The organism is Thalassolituus alkanivorans (assembly GCF_020447205.1).
GTDB lineage: Bacteria > Pseudomonadota > Gammaproteobacteria > Pseudomonadales > Oceanobacteraceae > Venatoribacter > Venatoribacter alkanivorans.
Genome location: NZ_JAJAEL010000044.1, coordinates 71,787 through 89,485 on the forward strand (window position 1 = coordinate 71,787; position 17,699 = coordinate 89,485).

The 17,699-nt window shown below is 54.3% G+C and carries 18 protein-coding genes; 9 read left to right on the forward strand and 9 right to left on the reverse strand.

Going from position 1 to position 17,699, the window contains the following annotated elements:
* Window positions 1-96 precede the first annotated feature (96 nt).
* The 4 genes from LGT44_RS18020 to LGT44_RS18035 form a co-directional block, all read right to left on the reverse strand.
* Entirely contained in the window at window positions 97-873 is a 777-nt protein-coding gene (locus LGT44_RS18020) for a uroporphyrinogen-III synthase (RefSeq protein WP_230333668.1), read from the reverse strand.
* Window positions 873-1,814: a hydroxymethylbilane synthase gene (hemC, locus tag LGT44_RS18025; protein ID WP_230332127.1), complete on the reverse strand. Its 942-nt coding sequence runs from the start codon at window positions 1,812-1,814 to the stop codon at window positions 873-875. The genes LGT44_RS18020 and hemC overlap by 1 nt, the downstream gene beginning before the upstream one ends.
* A gap of 121 nt (window positions 1,815-1,935) precedes the next feature.
* Window positions 1,936-2,691 carry a LytR/AlgR family response regulator transcription factor gene (locus tag LGT44_RS18030; protein WP_230332126.1) on the reverse strand — a complete coding sequence of 252 codons (756 nt, stop codon included), beginning with the start codon at window positions 2,689-2,691 and terminating at the stop codon, window positions 1,936-1,938.
* A complete protein-coding gene (locus LGT44_RS18035) occupies window positions 2,688-3,791 on the reverse strand; it encodes a sensor histidine kinase (protein ID WP_230332125.1) in 1,104 nt (367 codons plus the stop codon). Before LGT44_RS18035 ends, LGT44_RS18030 begins: the two co-directional genes overlap by 4 nt.
* A 158-nt stretch (window positions 3,792-3,949) precedes the next feature.
* Here LGT44_RS18035 and argH point away from each other — a divergent pair, with 158 nt between their 5' ends.
* The 7 genes from argH to LGT44_RS18070 are packed head-to-tail and all read left to right on the forward strand — an operon-like array spanning window position 3,950 to window position 9,607.
* On the forward strand, window positions 3,950-5,347 hold the full coding sequence (gene argH, locus LGT44_RS18040) for an argininosuccinate lyase (RefSeq protein WP_145467229.1): 1,398 nt from the start codon (window positions 3,950-3,952) through the stop codon (window positions 5,345-5,347).
* Window positions 5,348-5,368: 21 nt separating this feature from the next.
* Complete coding sequence (locus tag LGT44_RS18045) at window positions 5,369-5,698, forward strand: cupin domain-containing protein (protein WP_145467231.1); 330 nt, start codon at window positions 5,369-5,371, stop codon at window positions 5,696-5,698.
* Window positions 5,698-6,453 carry a glycosyltransferase family 2 protein gene (locus tag LGT44_RS18050; protein WP_145467233.1) on the forward strand — a complete coding sequence of 252 codons (756 nt, stop codon included), beginning with the start codon at window positions 5,698-5,700 and terminating at the stop codon, window positions 6,451-6,453. The genes LGT44_RS18045 and LGT44_RS18050 overlap by 1 nt, the downstream gene beginning before the upstream one ends.
* Before the next feature lie 15 nt (window positions 6,454-6,468).
* Complete coding sequence (locus tag LGT44_RS18055) at window positions 6,469-7,107, forward strand: PI-PLC domain-containing protein (RefSeq protein ID WP_230332124.1); 639 nt, start codon at window positions 6,469-6,471, stop codon at window positions 7,105-7,107.
* Complete coding sequence (locus tag LGT44_RS18060; RefSeq protein ID WP_145467237.1) at window positions 7,100-7,735, forward strand: HAD family hydrolase; 636 nt, start codon at window positions 7,100-7,102, stop codon at window positions 7,733-7,735. The genes LGT44_RS18055 and LGT44_RS18060 overlap by 8 nt, the downstream gene beginning before the upstream one ends.
* Window positions 7,732-8,811 carry a nuclear transport factor 2 family protein gene (locus LGT44_RS18065; RefSeq protein ID WP_230332123.1) on the forward strand — a complete coding sequence of 360 codons (1,080 nt, stop codon included), beginning with the start codon at window positions 7,732-7,734 and terminating at the stop codon, window positions 8,809-8,811. Before LGT44_RS18060 ends, LGT44_RS18065 begins: the two co-directional genes overlap by 4 nt.
* Window positions 8,804-9,607, forward strand: a complete 804-nt coding sequence (locus LGT44_RS18070; RefSeq protein ID WP_230332122.1) for a hypothetical protein — start codon at window positions 8,804-8,806, stop codon at window positions 9,605-9,607. Before LGT44_RS18065 ends, LGT44_RS18070 begins: the two co-directional genes overlap by 8 nt.
* Before the next feature lie 139 nt (window positions 9,608-9,746).
* Here LGT44_RS18070 and LGT44_RS18075 read toward each other — a convergent pair whose 3' ends face one another.
* The 5 genes from LGT44_RS18075 to prlC all read right to left on the reverse strand — a co-directional run bounded on the left by LGT44_RS18075 (window position 9,747) and on the right by prlC (window position 15,882).
* Window positions 9,747-10,787, reverse strand: a complete 1,041-nt coding sequence (locus LGT44_RS18075; protein ID WP_230332121.1) for an LPP20 family lipoprotein — start codon at window positions 10,785-10,787, stop codon at window positions 9,747-9,749.
* Window positions 10,788-10,796: 9 nt separating this feature from the next.
* Entirely contained in the window at window positions 10,797-11,402 is a 606-nt protein-coding gene (locus LGT44_RS18080) for a penicillin-binding protein activator LpoB (RefSeq protein WP_145467245.1), read from the reverse strand.
* A gap of 32 nt (window positions 11,403-11,434) precedes the next feature.
* Window positions 11,435-13,159 (reverse strand): hypothetical protein, encoded by a 1,725-nt coding sequence (locus LGT44_RS18085; protein WP_230332120.1) that lies wholly within the window; start codon window positions 13,157-13,159, stop codon window positions 11,435-11,437.
* A gap of 333 nt (window positions 13,160-13,492) precedes the next feature.
* Window positions 13,493-13,804, reverse strand: coding sequence for a YheV family putative zinc ribbon protein (locus tag LGT44_RS18090; RefSeq protein WP_230332119.1), 312 nt, complete (start codon window positions 13,802-13,804; stop codon window positions 13,493-13,495).
* Window positions 13,804-15,882, reverse strand: coding sequence for an oligopeptidase A (gene prlC, locus LGT44_RS18095; protein WP_230332118.1), 2,079 nt, complete (start codon window positions 15,880-15,882; stop codon window positions 13,804-13,806). Before prlC ends, LGT44_RS18090 begins: the two co-directional genes overlap by 1 nt.
* A 122-nt stretch (window positions 15,883-16,004) precedes the next feature.
* On the opposite strand from prlC, the gene LGT44_RS18100 reads away from it, so the two are divergent.
* Both LGT44_RS18100 and LGT44_RS18105 read left to right on the forward strand, forming a co-directional pair.
* A complete protein-coding gene (locus LGT44_RS18100) occupies window positions 16,005-16,556 on the forward strand; it encodes a gamma carbonic anhydrase family protein (protein ID WP_230332117.1) in 552 nt (183 codons plus the stop codon).
* Between the two features lie 283 nt (window positions 16,557-16,839).
* Window positions 16,840-17,019 carry an LbetaH domain-containing protein gene (locus LGT44_RS18105; RefSeq protein WP_230332116.1) on the forward strand — a complete coding sequence of 60 codons (180 nt, stop codon included), beginning with the start codon at window positions 16,840-16,842 and terminating at the stop codon, window positions 17,017-17,019.
* The last annotated feature ends 680 nt before the right edge of the window (window positions 17,020-17,699 follow it).

The window sequence follows — 17,699 nt, forward strand, 5'->3', positions numbered from 1 at the left end:
CGGAATCCTTTGCTGTATCGCTGAATTGATATTCTTTTATTCTGCGCCGGGCCTTGGCGTGGCCCTGACACTGTTATTTGTTACTGCGCTGATTTGTTACTGCGCTGCCCGCCAGGCTTGCAGGCAAGCCAGCATATCTTCATCACGGGCACTGGCAGCCACCAGCACTTCGCGGTAACCGCGGCTGCGGGCTGCTGCTGCAACGCGTTCACCGGGCAACATAATGGCACTGACGCGCTGAGCCAAGTCGGGCACCTGTTGCTCAACAATATCCAGCGCCTGATTGCTGCTCAGCAGCAGCACCGGCTCACCGGCCAGCGTGTCGGCCCATTGCTGTGCGCTCCAGGCAATTTCACGGCGCTCGTACAGTTCGGCGTAATCGACTTCGGCACCACGGGCAGTCAGCTCTGACGCCAGTTTTTCGCGCCCGCCGACACCACGCCAGAGCAGCACTTTACGGCCACCGATCACATCGCTCTGCATCACCGGCAGCTCCAGCAGACCTTCGCTGTCGTAGGTTGTCACGGGTGAATGCACACTGAAACCTTCCCGCTGCAGTACTTCGGCGGTACTTGGCCCAACCGCACACCAATGTATACCCAGTGGCGGCTGCGGCCAATAACGGTCGAGCCAATCCAGACCAATAGCGGCGGCATTCATACTGATGGCGATCACCGCGGTGTAGTGGTCAATATCCAGAATACGCTGGCGCAAACCACTGGCCACCGCCTGTTCATCGTCGGCCAGCGGCACAATTTCAATCAGCGGATGATGGCGTACCGGAAAACCACGGGCACTCAGCTCAGCGATCAGCCCACCCGCCTGACCGTCCGGGCGGGTAACAACGATGGGGACAGCGGCGGCCACTGTCATTACTTCACGTCATGGCCGTAAACGGCGGACAGGATAGCACCGGCACCCTGTGCTAACAGGTCTTCAGCCGCCGCAATGCCCATGGCTTCGGCGTCTGCGGCCAGTCCGCTCTGCGCCGTACGCAGCATGGTTTTGCCATCCACACTGCCGACCAGACCGCGCAGGCTGAGCGACTCGCCATCCAGCTCGGCGTAAGCGGCAATCGGCACCTGACAGCCACCCTGCAGGCGACGGTTAAGAGCACGCTCGGCCAGCACACAGGCGGCGGTTTTATCATCGTGCAGAGGTTTTAACAGCTCGTGGATGGCGCTGTCATTGGCCCGCCATTCGATGCCCAGGGCACCCTGGCCACCGGCTGGCAGCGATTGTTCAGCAGGAATAAAGGAGGCAATGCGGTCGTGCATTTCCATACGCAGCAGACCAGCGGCGGCGAGGATGATGGCATCGAACTCACCGGCATCAAGCTTGCTCAGACGGGTCTGCACGTTACCGCGCAGGCTTTTGATAATAAGGTCCGGACGCTGCTGCTGAATCTGACACTGACGGCGCAGGCTGGACGTACCGACCACCGCGCCCTGCGGCAGCTCATCAATGCTTTTATAGGTATTGGAGACAAAGGCATCGTGCGGGTTTTCGCGCTCGCAGATAATGCCCAGTTCCAGACCTTCGGGAAATTCCATCGGTACGTCTTTCATTGAGTGCACGGCGATATCGGCACGGCCGTCGAGCATCGCAACTTCGAGTTCTTTCACGAACAGGCCCTTGCCGCCGATTTTGGCCAGCGGCACATCGAGAATTTTGTCGCCCTGAGTGGTAAAGGTCACCAGCTCGACCACCAGCCCCGGATGCAGCGCTTCCAGACGGGCCTTGATATGTTCGGCCTGCCACATGGCAAGCGGGCTTTTACGGGTAGCAATGCGGAGCGTGGTTACGGCAGACATGACATTCCTTAACGCGGGTCAGGCCGGGCCTGACAATGAATTCAGAAAGTAATGCCGCATCATACCAGCGGGGAATGAATGGGGGTAATGATCTGGGTCGGGAGCGACACCAGAGCCTTTGTTACAGCTCCTTCATCACCCGCCGTACATCCGGCAGATGCCGGCGACTGACCGGAACGCCGTCAGCCAGGCCGCGTAAATACACCTTGTGACCACCGCTGTTCAGGGCTTCAAGGCGTTCAATGCGGTTAAGCGCAACCAGTGCGCTGCGGTGTACGCGCACAAACAGACCGGGGAATTCGTCTTCGAGCTGACGCAGGGAATCGTCGATCAGGGTTTCGCCGCCTTCGTGATGGACGTTGACGTATTTCTGATCGGCGTAGAAATAAAACACCTCTTCCAGCGGAATCAGCTGCAGGCCATTGTGCGTGCGCGCGCTCAGATGGGTGCGGCTGCCGGCGGGACGGGCGGCGGTCACGGTGGCTTCGTTATCCGCCTGCGCGCCACTCTGTGCCAGCCATTCACTGGCGCGCTGCAGCGCGCGGCATAAGTCTTCTTTGCGCACCGGCTTCAGCAGATAGTCGATGGCTTTCACGGCGAAGGCCTGCAGCGCGTGTTCGTCATAAGCGGTGCAGAACACCACCAGCGGTGGTTGCGGCAATTCCTGTATCGCGGCGGCGGTATCCAGGCCGTTGCGGCCGGGCATCTGAATATCGAGCAGCACCAGATCGGCCCGATGCATGCGCAGCCATGCCAGCGTTTCATCGCCGTTTCCGGCTTCTCCGGCACAGACAAAATCGTGGTGTTCCAGCAACAAGCGCTTCATGCGCTCCCGCGCCAGAGGCTCATCATCCACCAGCAGAACACGATAGGTCATACACTTCCCTTAACGGTTGTTACACCATCCGCCGCAGCCTGCGGCAAACGCAGACGGGCAATATATTCCCCGCCCAGATCGTCAACTTCCAGCCGCGCCTGTTCATCCAGTGCGGCCAGCCGGGCGCGGATATTATTATGCGCCAGACGGTTACCCGCTTCACCACTGCCCTCAGGTTTGCTGTTGCGGATGGTCAGCCACCAGGCGCCGTTATCTTCCGCCTGGCCTTCCTGTGCCAGCTCAACCTCAATCCAGCCACCGCTGATACTCGGCTGAATGCCATGGTAAACCGCGTTTTCCAGCAATGGCTGCAGCAGTAACTGCGGTACTTTCAGCGCCGCCGGTAACGGCTGCGGCAATTTCCAGTTCACCTGCAGGCGCTCATTGCCCAGCCGCACCTGCTCGATACCCAGATAACGGCGACCCAGTTCAATTTCCTGTGCCAGCGGGATCTGTGCGTCATCGTTATTCAGCACCGCGCGGAACAGCTGCGCCAGATCGAGCAACAGGTGTTCGGCCTTATCCGGATCAACGCTGATCAGTGAAGTCACGGTATTCAGGGTGTTAAAAAAGAAGTGCGGGCGGATATTGGCCTGCAGTGCCGCCAGCCGCGATTTCAGCTCGGCCTGGGTTTTCAGCCGCCACTGGCTCTGCACATAGAAATAACGCATCGCCATGGCGCCGAAGACGCCGGCAATCAGCAGGTTACGCAGTACCCAGGGCCAGTCAGTGTAAGTACGGTCGAGGGGCCATAACCACTCGCCGATCAGACTAACCCCCAGCGTTACCAGCTCGATCACCAGCAGTGCCACCAGCGAGGCCGACATCGCCGTTAACCGCGCCAGCAAAACCCGCAGCTGACACAGAATCGCCACCGACAGCAGACAAACCCACTGCACAAAGAACGACACCACGGTAAAACGCTGCCAGGAAAATTGCGGCAAACCGCTCTCGACCAGCGTCAGCGCCAGCACCAGCGCTTCGCTCAGCGCCAGCAGAATAATCACCGCACGGGTGTTACACAGGTCAGGCAGGAAAAAGGCTTCCAGCAGCGCCTGCTGTCCACGGGCAGAAGAGGATGTTGAATGGCTGACTGACAAAGTGATGATTCCTGAACTGGCGCGGAGCCTAAGTCTGTCGCCAGTACTGCAACAGGGCAAGCCTGCAAACGCTGAATGGCGGCAAAACAGGGACAGAGCGCTGCCGCAATGGTTATAATCCGCGCCATTTCCGATTCATGCACCAGTTTGAGGTACTCATGTCTGATCAATCATCCACCAATGCTTCCTGGGGCGGACGCTTCTCCGAACCGACCGACGCTTTTGTTGCGCGCTACACCGCATCGGTGGACTTTGACCGCCGCATGTACCGTCAGGACATTCAGGGCTCCGTCGCCCACGCCAAAATGCTGTGCAAAGTCGGCGTACTGACCGCACAGGAACGCGATGACATCATCCGCGGACTGGAAGAAGTGCGTATCGAAATCGAGCGCGGTGACTTCGAATGGTCAGTGGCACTGGAAGACGTGCACATGAACATCGAAGCGGCACTGACCAAAAAGATCGGCATCACCGGTAAGAAGCTGCACACCGGCCGTTCCCGTAACGATCAGGTGGCCACCGATATCCGCCTTTACCTGCGTGACGAAATCGACGTCATCAGCGCCGAGCTGACCCGCCTGCAGCAGGGTCTGGTGGAGCTGGCGGAAAAAGAAGCCGACACCATTATGCCGGGCTTCACCCATCTGCAGACTGCGCAGCCGGTGACTTTTGGTCATCACCTGCTGGCCTGGAACGCCATGCTCGAGCGCGATTACGCCCGTCTGCAGGACTGCCGTGCGCGTATGAACCAGCTGCCGCTGGGTGCTGCAGCACTGGCCGGCACCACCTACCCGATCGACCGTCATTACACCGCTGAACTGCTGGGCTTTGACGCGCCGACCGAAAACAGCCTGGATTCCGTATCCGACCGCGATTTTGCTATCGAATTCTGCTCAGCCGCGTCGCTGATCATGATGCACATGTCGCGCTTCTCCGAAGAGCTGGTGCTGTGGGCCTCCGCCCAGTTCCGCTTTATCGATCTGCCGGACCGTTTCTGCACCGGCTCCAGCATCATGCCGCAGAAGAAAAACCCCGACGTGCCGGAACTGGTACGCGGTAAAACCGGTCGCGTATACGGCCATCTGGTTGGCCTGCTGACGCTGATGAAATCGCAGCCGCTGGCCTACAACAAAGACAATCAGGAAGACAAAGAGCCGCTGTTCGACACCGTCGATACCCTGCGCGACAGCCTGCGTGCCTTCGCCGATATGGCGCCCAACCTGATTGCCCGCAAAGACGATATGCGCGAAGCCGCAATGCGTGGTTTCTCCACCGCCACCGACCTCGCCGATTATGTTGTGCGCAAAGGTATCCCGTTCCGTGACGCCCACGAAATTGTGGGTAAAGCGGTTGGCTACGGCGTGAAAACCGGCAAAGACCTGAGCGAAATGACACTGGAAGAACTGCAGCAGTTCTCCACTGAAATCACCGCCGACGTCTTTGATGTACTGACACTGGAAGGCTCGGTCGCGGCGCGTAACCATATTGGTGGCACCGCACCGGATCAGGTACGTGCCGCTGCGGCACGGGCGAAAACAGCGCTGGCGCAGCGCTAATCCGCAACAACGGGGAGTTTTATGGACAGCTTTAAACTGGAAGATATGGTACGCGGCTGGTTTGTCGGCGGCTTCGAACCAACACTCTACAAAACCACGGATGTTGAAGTCGCCGTACAGCATTTTAAGGCTGGTGATAAAGAAGCCAGCCATTGCCACAAAATCGCCACCGAAATCACGGTTATCGTCTCCGGACGGGCACGGATGAAAGGTCAGGAATACGGAGCGGGCTCAATCATCCGTATTGCGCCCGGTGAGTACACCGACTTTGAAGCTCTGGAAGACACCATCACCACGGTAGTCAAACTGCCGGGGGCACTGAACGATAAATATCTGGAAGAGAATGCCTGATGCTGAATATTGTTATCCCAATGGCAGGGCGTGGCAGTCGTTTCGCCAAAGAAGGTTATACCGATCCTAAACCCCTGATTCCGCTGTCGGGTAAACGCATGATTGAAGTTGTGATCAACAACCTCAAACCCTCCTGCGACCACCGTTTTATTTTTATCTGTCAGAACCAGCATCTGGCCGACTACGATCTGCAGAACAAACTGTGCAGCTGGGCTCCGGGGGCTGTTGTTATTGGTATTGATGGCATCACCGAAGGTGCCGCCTGTACGGTTCTTGAAGCACGGGATTACATCAACAACGACGACCCGCTGATGATTGCCAATTCTGACCAGTGGGTTGATGTGGATATTAACGATTATCTGAATTACATGGATGATCAGGCGCTTGATGGCCTGATAATGACGATGAAAGCCGACGACCCGAAATGGTCTTACGCCCGCGTAGAAGACAACGGCCGGGTTTCTGAAGTGGTCGAAAAAATTGTCGTCTCCGATGAAGCAACCGTTGGCATTTATAACTACCGCCATGGCAAAGACTTCGTCGCCAAGGCCGACAAAATGATTGCCAATAATGAGCGCTCTAATGGCGAGTTTTATGTCGCTCCGGTTTACACCTATATGTACCGTGAAGAAAACGCCAATATTGGTGTGTACAACATTGGCCGCGAAGCTGATGGCATGTACGGCTTAGGTATTCCGAGTGATCTGGATCTGTTCAAATCACTGCCGGTCTACCAGCAGGCAATTAACTTCTGATCATAAGAGAATCGCATGCAGATTATTTCTCACCGGGGCTACTGGCTCGACGCCACAGAAAAAAATACCGTCGCAGCGTTCCACCGTTCTTTTTCCATGGGATACGGTACGGAAACAGATATCCGTGACTGCGCCGGGAAACTGATGATCAGCCACGATATGCCGAACGGTACAGAACTGACGTTCGACGAGATGCTGGAAATATATCTGCGTTACGATCAGCGCCCGTGCCTGGCCTTAAACGTTAAGGCCGATGGTCTGCAGACTGCCGTGGCCCAGAGTCTGCAGCAGCATGGCATCGAAAACTATTTTATGTTCGACATGTCATTACCTGACACGCTGGGATATCTGCGCAACGGCCTGACCACATTTCTGCGTGCCAGTGAATACGAAACACCGGGCGTTCTGCTGGAGCAGGCCCAGGGAGTATGGCTCGATGGTTTTCAGCGACTGAACATTGATGCCGGTCAGTTACAGCAGTGGCTGTCTGCCGGTAAAAAGGTCTGCATCGTTTCTCCGGAATTACACCGCCGCGATGTTAACGACGAATGGTCAGAACTGCGCAACCTCCCCGGCGAGCTGCTGGAGAGCGATCATTTAATTCTGTGTACGGATATTCCGGAACAGGCAGAGAGGTACTTCCGTTTTGACTAAGGTTATTAAGGCCGTCATCTTCGATATGGACGGCGTACTGATTGATGCCAAAGACTGGCATTACGAAGCACTGAATAAAGCACTGCGTCTGTTCGGTTATGAAATTACCCGTCCCGAACATGAGATCACCTACGATGGCCTGCCCACGCGCGACAAGCTGAATATTTTGTCACGGGAGAAAGGTCTGCCGCGGTCATTACATGATTTTATTAATGAGCTGAAACAGCAGTACACCATGGAGATGGTCAACAACCTGTGCCGGCCGATGTTTCACCATGAATATGCGCTGTCATCCCTGAGCAAACAAGGTTACAAGTTAGCCGTTGCCTCTAACTCCATCCGCAACTCCGTTGCCGTTATGATGGATCAGGCGCATCTGAAACCTTACCTTGAGTTTTTCATTTCCAACGAAGACGTCTCCAAAGGCAAGCCGGACCCGGAAATGTACAACCTGGCTATCTCCCGGCTGGGATTAAATCCGCAGCAGTGTCTGATTGTGGAAGATAACGAAAACGGTCTGAAAGCCGCCTATGCAAGCCAGGCTCACGTAATGAAGGTGGATTCTGTTTTTGATGTCACCTACGACAACATCAGAAACCGGATCTCTGAAATCGAGGGCGCAGCATGAATATTATTATTCCAATGAGCGGCGCAGGTCTTTACGAAGCCTCTGCCGGCGGGATTTACCCGAAAATTCTGACCGAAGTGGCAGGCAAGACGCTGCTCGAACATGCTCTGACTCCTTTTGCCGGCCTTGGCAGTGATGCCCGTTTTATTTTCATGGTGCCGAAAATCGAACGGAAAGCACTGTCACTTGATGCCATCATCAAAATTGTTGTACCCGGCGAATACAACATCATCGACATCAACGGCGATACCGGTGGTGCACTCTGTACCTGCCTGCTTGCTCTGGATACGATGAATGCCGATGACGAGCTGATCATTTCCTCGGCCGACCATCACCTGAGCGAAGATATCAGTGCCGCTCTGGCTTTCTACCGCGAAAGCAAAGCTGACGCTGGCGTGCTGACCTTTGAATCCGTTCACCCTAAATGGTCTTACGCGCTTCTCAACGAACGCGCGGAAGTACGGCAGACCTCAGAGAAATTGCCGATCAGCCGTCATGCCATGGCCGGCTTTTTCTACTTCCGCCATGCGCGGGATTTTATCGAAGCGGCCAAAAGCGTTATCCGCAAACAGAATCAGATCAATGGTCAGTATTTTGTATCCTCGACCATCAACGAAATGATTCTGGCTGGCCAGACTGTTCTGGCAAAACCCCTGGCAGGCGGCGTTTACTATAATTTTTACGATTCCCATTCGATTAAAGTATTCGAACACGACATCACATTGTCGCGTCATGTTATCGAAGAGAAATCCCGCGCTTATGTCCATGCATTCCATGCAATGGATCTCGACTCCGTTATGAACTTCTTCGATGACGATGCCACTCTCATTGACCCGGGCGTCAATCTCAGTGGAAAAGCGGCCATCCGCGATTTTCTGACCGGGCTTTTTGCTTCAGTGAAGAAGATCAATTTCATTGAGAAAAACATTCTGGTCGATGGCGAAAAATCCGTGATCGAGTTTGAACTGCAGATCGACGATCAGCGCTATATCGGCACCGATGTTATCCAATGGCAAGCCGGTAAAATAAGCGCTCTGCGTGCTTACTTATATCAACAGGAAGACAAGAATGTCTGATAAACCTAAAGTTGCTTTCTGCCTGCATGGACTGGCCGCAGGTAAGAACTTTAAACACGGTGGACTGGAAGTCACCTTTGAAGCCGAGAGTGATCTGTACAAGCAACACATACTCGGCATCAATAATTGTGACGTCTTTATGCATAGCTGGAGTGTGGATGTTGCCGATCAGCTGAAAGAAATCTATCAGCCGCGCAAAGCGCTCTTCCAGAACAGTGAAGTCTTTTTTACGCCAACGCTTGGCGAGCGTTTTAAAGACTTTAAGAAGAAGTTACGCGGAAAGACCCGCGAGCTCTACCGCGTAAATAACATCTACAGCCGCTGGGCAACCTTTAAACGGGCTGTCGATCTGGTTGGCCAGTACGAAGAAGAAAACGGTGTCCGCTACGACTTTATCATGGTCAGTCGCTTTGATATGTCACTGTTTGCCGATATCGATTTTTCCCGGCTGGACCCGGAGAAGTTCTACGCAGGCCGCTGGGTTGGTTTCCGCGATACCTCAGGCAAGGTGATTCCCGAAGAAAAAACGTTCAGCCATCCGGATAAATTTTTCCGCTATGAACGTGGTTTTCCGACAACCAACGAAGGACTTTCGGATTTCTGGTTTATTGCCAGCGCCGACAATATGAAACGCTTTGCTCGGATTTTTGATGAACTGGAGCAGCTGATCCCAAAAACTGCGACCAGCAATCATAAAATTGCTCTGGAAAAAGTCCGTCAGCTGGGGCTGATTCCAAAACTGGAATTTATGCTGGAGTTCTCCAAGGATTATCAGCTGACCCGCTGGCTTGACTGAGCCGAAGCCGCAAAGCGGTAACAAACGCCAGACAAAAAAAGAGCCTCAAATGAGGCTCTTTTTTTTATTGCGCAACAATCGCCACTATCAGCAAATTGTAGCCATCCAGCAAATTGTAGCCATCAGCGAATTGCATCTATCAGCGGATTTTATCCACCAGCGCTACCGCCAGTTCATCACCAATCAGCTTGGCAACTTCACGTGCAGCTTTCTGCCGGGCCACGTCTTCCAGCCCGGACACGCCTTTGGCCTGTTTGCTGAACGAGCTCAGCACACGACCGGCACCATCGCGGATGGTAACGCGGCTGTCGGCAAACACGTAGTGGCTGCCATCTTTGGCTTTGCCGCTCAGCTGGGCGCTGATATCGAAGCGCAGGTCGGCGTCGCTGCCGTCCTGAATGCGCAGGCCCTGTGAGGTCAGCGCTTCGAGCACGCCGCCACCAATGGTCTGGGCGCCGTCATCGAGCAGTTCGAGGCTGACCTGCAGCTGGTCGATCTGGGCGTAGATGCGGTCCTGCAGTGCTTTCAGCTCAGGACTTAAGGCCGGGGCCTTACGTTCCATGCTGATCAGCGTCAGGCGCTCACCCAGACGCTCACGCTTGGCGAACAGGGTCAGTGCCGGCAATAACGGCTGCAGCTGTTGCAGGCGGTTACCGCTTGGCTGCAGTTCGCCGATGGCGCTCAGTTCCTGTTCGATATCGTTCATATCGCGGCGCAGACGTGCGGCCGCGGCATTACGATCCAGCTCTGCCAGGGCGTAAGCATATTTGGCGTCGGTATGGGTTTCGCTGATCTGCACTTCGTCCAGCTCGGCCGGTGGCACCTGACTGCGCACATAGTTGCGCACGGTACGCAGCACTTCGCTGTCACGGTTGCTGCCGCTCAGCTCGACGGTTTCGCTGCTGAAGTCACCGCTGACGGTGACTTTAAGCTGCGATACCAGATCAATCCGCGCCAGTTCCGCCGCGCGTTTTACCGCATCGGTGGCACTGCCGTAGATTTCCATCGAACCGATGCCGTAGGCCATGCCGCGCATCTGCGGCGGCTGCGTTACCCAGGCCGGAGCTTTGCTGCTGCGGGCTGCGTCTTTGGCCGGTTTGGTGCTGTTGCCGACACAACCGGACAGCAGGCTGATGCCTGTGCCCAGTGCCAGTGCCGCAACCAGTAAGCGCTTAGCCACGGGCTGTCCTTAGAATCCGAAAGAGGATTTCTGCTGCAGTTTCTGGATCTTCTTCTGACCGTTCCACACTTCCATATTGGATTCCATGTCGATCAGTTTCAGGTCTACCTGATAGAAGGTCACACGTTCTTTGCCCACCTGATCCACCAGCGAGTTGATGGTGCCGGACAGGGCGAAATCAGCGGCTTTTTCCTGGCCCTGAGCCTTGGCGTTCTTGGCGTTCAGTTCCTGATCGCGACGCTCATCACGTACCGCATCACGCTCATCGCCACCGGCAACGAAACCGGCACGGCCGGAACGGATGATGGAACGCTTGATGTCGTTGATGAAGGTATCGACGGCAATGTGCTCGTGCGACTTGTTGCTGATGCGCGAGATGATCACGGTCGGACGACGGTTATTGTCCATCTCGAAGTCACGCGCCCATGGGAAAGACAGCATGTCGGTGATCATTTCGTTGGCCACCAGTTCGGAGTCTTTAGCATTCCAGCGATCAGACAGCGCCACTTCTTCGTTAGCCGCCAGACGGGTTACTTTGGTTGAGCAACCGGCAGACAGCAGCACAGAGGCACCCAGCAGAGTGCAGGCAGTCAGTTTGGTGATATTTGTCAGCATGGTGTCCTTCCTTATCAGACAATGAATATGAGTTATTCAGATACTTTAATCAGTTGTTTTACTTCGCTTTCTTTGGCCGCACCGGCCAGAGGAGGCAATGTACGTACGCGCCACAGATGGATGTCTCCGGCTTTCAGATTCACCTGTTCCTGTGCGCTCTGACGCTGGCCCGCGTTCAGCGTGGAGTCCAGCGCCAGTGTATGTTCACCCGGCTCAACAACAACCCGGCGAATGCGGATATCGCTTGGCAACAAAAGCCAGTTGCGGGTTTCAGCAGCATCGGTCAGTTGTGCCGTCAGTTTACCGGCCATCGACAGAATACTGCCCAGCGAGCCACTGCCACCAGCTGAAGCAACCGATTGTGCGGTTAAGGCTTTCAATGATGAACGCGCCAGCGCCAGCTGAATATCGGTAGATGAGTTAACCATCTGTTCCTGCACCGCCATCAATGCCGGGTTGGAGGATTTCAGCATCAGGTTACGCTCGCCATCAACGCTCAGGGTACTCTCACCCAGCGCTTTAACCGGTGAATAGTAGGGCACGGTAATGCGCATAGAATCGCCGATGGCACTCAGCAGACCCATATCCTGCGCGGTATTCCACAGCGGGCCAATAGGCACTGTCTTGGTAAAGCTGTTAAACCAGTATCCGACTTCGGCGGCATCGAGGTAGTTCGCCACGGCATCGAAAATATCTTTATCGGCGTACAGCACATAGAACCAGGCCAGCTGGGCTTTGTCGTTACCAAAGAAATACGGACGGATTTCCAGCGCCTGCAGGGCCGGATTCACCGACAGCTCCAGACTCATTTCTTTACGCTGTGGCGCCAGACCCTTGTGCTCCAGCACGATGATCTGGGCTTTGTCAGCTGTCCAGTTTTTCAGCTCGGCCTGACGCGCTTTGCTCAGTTTTTTCTTTGCCAGTGCGCGCCATTCAGTGTTGTAACCTCCGGCCTTCTGCATCATGCGGATGGTGTCGAACCAGGCCTGCGCAGTCATTTCTGAGTCCAGACGGAACTGTTTGCTGAAGCCATCTTCATAGCTTTTCGCGGCTTTCTGGTAACTGATGCGGGCGTCATCGTACTCGCCGTTCATTTCAAAACTGATACCGGTGAGGTAATGCGCCATGGCGTCATCGCGGTATTGCAGTTTATCCATATCCACCAGATTGCCCTGCAGCTTCTCAAAAATTTTCAGCAGTTTGGTGAAGGTTTGCTGATCTTTATCGTTCTGCTCGGCGTAGGTGCCTTTACGCGAGTTCAGATCGTTAAGGCGGATAATCAGGCGGCGGGACTCAATACGCGCACCCTCCAGTGCGTCGTAATAACCATTGCGGTCGGTCGCCAGCTGCGCCAGACCAAAATAGTTCAGTGCCTTGTAATAGTTAATAAAGACTTTCTCGAAATCGGCACCACCGTATGGACCCTGACGCGGGTTTGACATCAGCGTCACCACGGAACCGGTAATGCTGGTTGTTTCCAGGTCTTCGGCGATGCGCTCCGCTTTATCGAGCAGCACATTACTGGCAGTAAAATCGCCTTCCAGATGTTTAACCACCGCCAGCTCCATATGATAAAGCAGGCGGTCATTACCGCTTGGGTTCAGGGCTTTCTGAAATTTGGCTTCGGAGGCGGCGTAATCGCCTTTTTGTACATCCTGAATAGCACCGGTCACTCCGGCACCATAGGTTGCACAACCAGCCAGCAAAATCACTGGCAGCAACGCAGAAATTGAACGAAGGGTTTTACCCGGTTTCACAGCAGCTCCTTGCTTAATAAGTTGCTCGTTAATTAGCTTGAGGAGCGACAGTCTAAAACGCCTGTCCTGAAAGCCCAAGCCCGAAAACGACACCATGCTCAAAAACAGCCCCGGCATCCGGACGGTGCGGAAACATTGCCGCCATAAAAGCAGGGCCGGCAAGCATAAAGCGTGAATCTGAACGAATGATGAAAAGCAGAGAATAATAAGAAAAGCGGGAAGATAAAACGAATCCGGCCGTCTGACACATCCTTGCGTCAGACAGCCGGCAGCGGGTGCTGTTAATAATGTCAGTCTACTGGCTCTTTACTGATGACTCAACCAATAAAAAGGTCACTTTTTGTCAGCGTCAGAATCCGTCTTTGTGTTAACAGCTGAGGGCGAGAGGCCGAGAATTTTCAGCGGTTGCTCGCCGTCGTCCAGAATCGGCTTACCATCGGGCGTTACCCGTGTCACCAGTTCCTGCGCCTGCTGATCTTCCTGCGCCTGCTCGGTGGTGGTCTGGCTGAAACCGCAGCTGATGCACTCGCGCACTTCTTCGCCGTCATCGTTACTGTACATAACGGTCTTGTCCATTTCGCTGCACTTGGGGCAGACAGCGCCGGCAATAAAGCGGCGCGGACGTTTGGGTTTGTACTCAGACATCAGGCAACCTCCTCCACCACAATACCGCTGTGGCGCAGCAAAGGCTCAACCGACGGCTTACGGCCACGGAAGTTTTCAAACAGTACCGCCGCTTCACGCGAGCCGCCCTGACTGAGAATTTCCTGCAGGAAACTTTCGCCGGTCGCACGGTTAAAAATGCCTTCTTCTTCAAAGCGCGAATAAGCATCGGCACTCAGTACTTCGGCCCATTTGTAGGAGTAATAACCGGCGGCATAACCACCGGCAAAAATATGGCTGAAGCTGTGCTGGAAACGGTTAAATTCGGCAATCGGCACCACCGCTACCTGAGCACGGACTTCGTTCAGCAGCTGCTGCACATCCACCGGCTGCTCACGGAATTCGTGGTGCAGGCGGAAATCGAACAGGGCAAATTCCTGCTGACGCATGGTCATCATCGCGCTCTGGAAATGTTTGGCGGCAAGCAGTTTATCCAGCAGTTCCTGTGGCAGCGGCTCACCTGTTTCATAGTGACCGGAAATAAAAGCCAGCGCCTCCGGCTCGTAACACCAGTTTTCCAGGAACTGACTCGGCAGTTCGACGGCATCCCAGGCCACGCCATTAATGCCGCTCACCGCCGCCACATCAATCTGTGTCAGCATATGGTGCAGGCCATGACCAAATTCATGGAACAGCGTGGTCAGCTCGTCGTGGGTCAGCAGTGCCGGTTTATCACCAACCGGCGGCGTGAAATTACACACCAGATAAGCCACCGGCAGCTGGATGCTGCCATCGGCATTACGGCGACGGATACGGCAATCGTCCATCCAGGCGCCGCCGCGTTTTTTCGGCCGCGCGTATAAATCCAGATAGAAGGCGGCAATCTGTTCGCCGTCTTTTAATACGTGGAAAAAACGCGCATCCGGATGATAGCTGTCGAAGGTTTTCTGCTCTTCAAAGCTCAGGCCATACAGCCGCGATACCACTTCAAACATACCGTTAATCACGGTATCAACCGGCAGATACGGGCGGATATCTTCCTGCGAAATGGCGTAACGCGCCTGACGTAATTTTTCGCTGTAAAAGCTCACATCCCACGGCTGTAAATCAGCGCAGCCCTGTTCGGCGGCAAAGGCTTTCAGCTCGGCAAATTCGCGCTCCGCCTGGGGTTTCGCTTTGGCCGCCAGATCGCTTAAAAACTCCAGCACTTCGTCCGGTGAGCCGGCCATTTTGGTTTCTACCGAATAGTGGGCATACGACTCAAAACCCAGTAGCTGCGCCAGCTCGTAACGCAGGGTCAGAATTTCATTCATCAGCTGGCTGTTATCAAACTTGCCGGCATCCGGGCCCTGATCGGAGGCGCGTGTAACATAGGCGGTGTACATTTCTTCGCGCAGGCTGCGGTTTTCACCGTAGGTCAGCACCGGCATATAGGACGGGAAATCCAGCGTTAAACGATAACCTTCCTGCTCATGCGCTTTAGCCTGTTGCGCCAGCAGGTCGAGGGCGCTATCGGGCAGACCGGCCAGCTCAGTCTTATCGCTGATCAGTTTGCTCCAGTGATTGGTGGCATCCAGTACGTTCTCGCCGAATTTAGAGGTCAGCTCAGACAAACGCTGACGGATTTCGCCATAGCGGGCTTTTTTATCGTCCGGCAGATCGACACCGGCCAGATGGAAATCGCGCAGGGCATGTTCCACCGCGGTTTTCTGTGCAGTGCTCAGACTGTCGAACTGCGCCGAGGCGCGCAGCTTTTTGTAGGCATCGCACAGCGCTTTGTTCTGCCCCATTTCGGTACTGTACTGGCTCAGCAGCGGCAAGCAGGCGTTATAGGCATCGCGCAGTTCATCGCTGTTAAGCACACCGTTTAAATGACCGACCGGCGACCAGGCCTGGCTCAGCTCATCGTCCCAGGCTTCCATCGGCGCAATAAAGTTATCCCAGGTCGGCTCGCTGACCGTGGCCAGCAACTCGCGGATACGCTCGCGGTTCTGGTTCAACCTTTGTTCGATAGCAGGTTTGATATGTTCTGGTTTAATAGCCGAAAACGGCGGCAGGCGATGGTTTACTGACAGCGGATTGGTCGCAGCCGTTGCGCTGGTAGATGAAGAAGTGCTCATAGATGCTTCGCTTCCGGAAAAGGGGCGTAGGTGAAGGTGCCTGACGGGCAACCCTTGCTCAATGCCTTATAAATTGGGTCAAATGGCCTTAATTCAAGATCATAGCGCGGGAACAGAACACAATGTCAGACGTAAGAAGCTATCAGGGCCATAGCCCGAAACTGGGCGAGCGCGTATTCGTGGACCGCAGTGCGGTAATTATCGGCGATGTGGAAATGGGCGACGACTGCTCGGTCTGGCCGTTAGCAGTCATCCGCGGCGATATGCACCATATCCGTATCGGCGCGCGCACCAGCGTACAGGATGGCAGCGTACTGCATATTACCCACGCCTCCGACTACAACCCCGGCGGCTACCCGCTGATTATCGGCGACGATGTGACCATCGGCCATCAGGCCATGCTGCACGGCTGCACCATCGGCAACCGCGTATTAATCGGCATGAAATCCATGATCATGGACGGCGCCATCGTCGAAGACGAAGTGATCGTCGCCGCCGGCGCCGTGGTGACACCGGGCAAACGTCTGGAAAGCGGTTATGTATACGTTGGCAACCCGGCCAAACAGGCACGGCCGATTACCGAAAAAGAACGCAGCTTTTTTACCTATGGTGCGGGCAATTATGTGCGGCTGAAGGATAAGCATCTGGCGGAGGGGTACGATCAGCCGCTCTGAGGCATTACACTGCTGACTGTGTGGGAGTGATCAGAATAAGATGGGTGTTCTATTTACTCTCACCGCCTGGCGTGAGCCGATGTAAAGCAGCACTCAGCTAGCAACCTCCCATTTTTCCGCCTATTTATATTTCAGGATATACCTGAGGCTGAGTCGCATCTGATGTCTCCCGAAATATAAATCCCTTCGCCAAAATCCATTCAAAATCCGGCGCGAGCAGCCTACGATTTAAATATGCAGAAAAGGGTTGCTGAGTTTTTCTAAAAAATGACCGATTGCTACAATGAGTGTCCTATTAATTATTGAAGACGAAGTGATCGTCGCCGCCGGTTCTGTGGTAACCCCAGGCAAGGTTTTAGAAAGCGATTATTTATACGTTGGCAACCCGGCTAAACAGGCACGACCTGTTACCGAAAGAGAACTCAGTTTTTTACCTATGGGGCGGAGAATTATGTGCAGCTGAAGGATAAGCATATTGCGGATGGTGTGGTCAGCGATCTGTAAAGAAAAAACCATAGCAGATAAACCCCACGGGAGTAGGGGCTCCTTAGAAATAAACGATAGGAACCCCACCTGTTAGTCGATCAATCAGCTGCTTTATTTTTTAAATGTGAAACAATGAAGATGGATAAATTAGCACCAGAAAGAATAAAGAAGCACAAGAAACTAAGTGCAACGCGAGGATCTAATGGGTAGAACCACCAGATTCCATGTAAGAACTCATACAAACTGCCAGTTGAAATCAAAGATAACCAGAACCAGTGGCGAATTTTAATAGAATATGAGTTCATATAAATAATGCATATCAAAGCAATCGCTGAAACAGTCGATACAATATTTCGCACCAGATTGGTGTTGCTGTCCTGTCCAAGATAAGACATCAAAAGGATAACCACACATATAAAGCCGAACACATTATTTGTAGTAGTTCAGACCCGATCTGACAGTCGCCCGTTTTAAGCTGGTGCCTGTCAGGTTACATCTGGGTTAAATTCTTTTCTGCCCAGATTCGTTTTCCATCCAGTAAAGTGTCCATTGGTGTTCGGGAGGGTGTTCAAAATTCTGTGTCAGCGAATTACAGATCAATATGAGCGTCTAACCGCCCGGCAAAATGAATCGACAGCTGAGACAGTGTCAGATTCC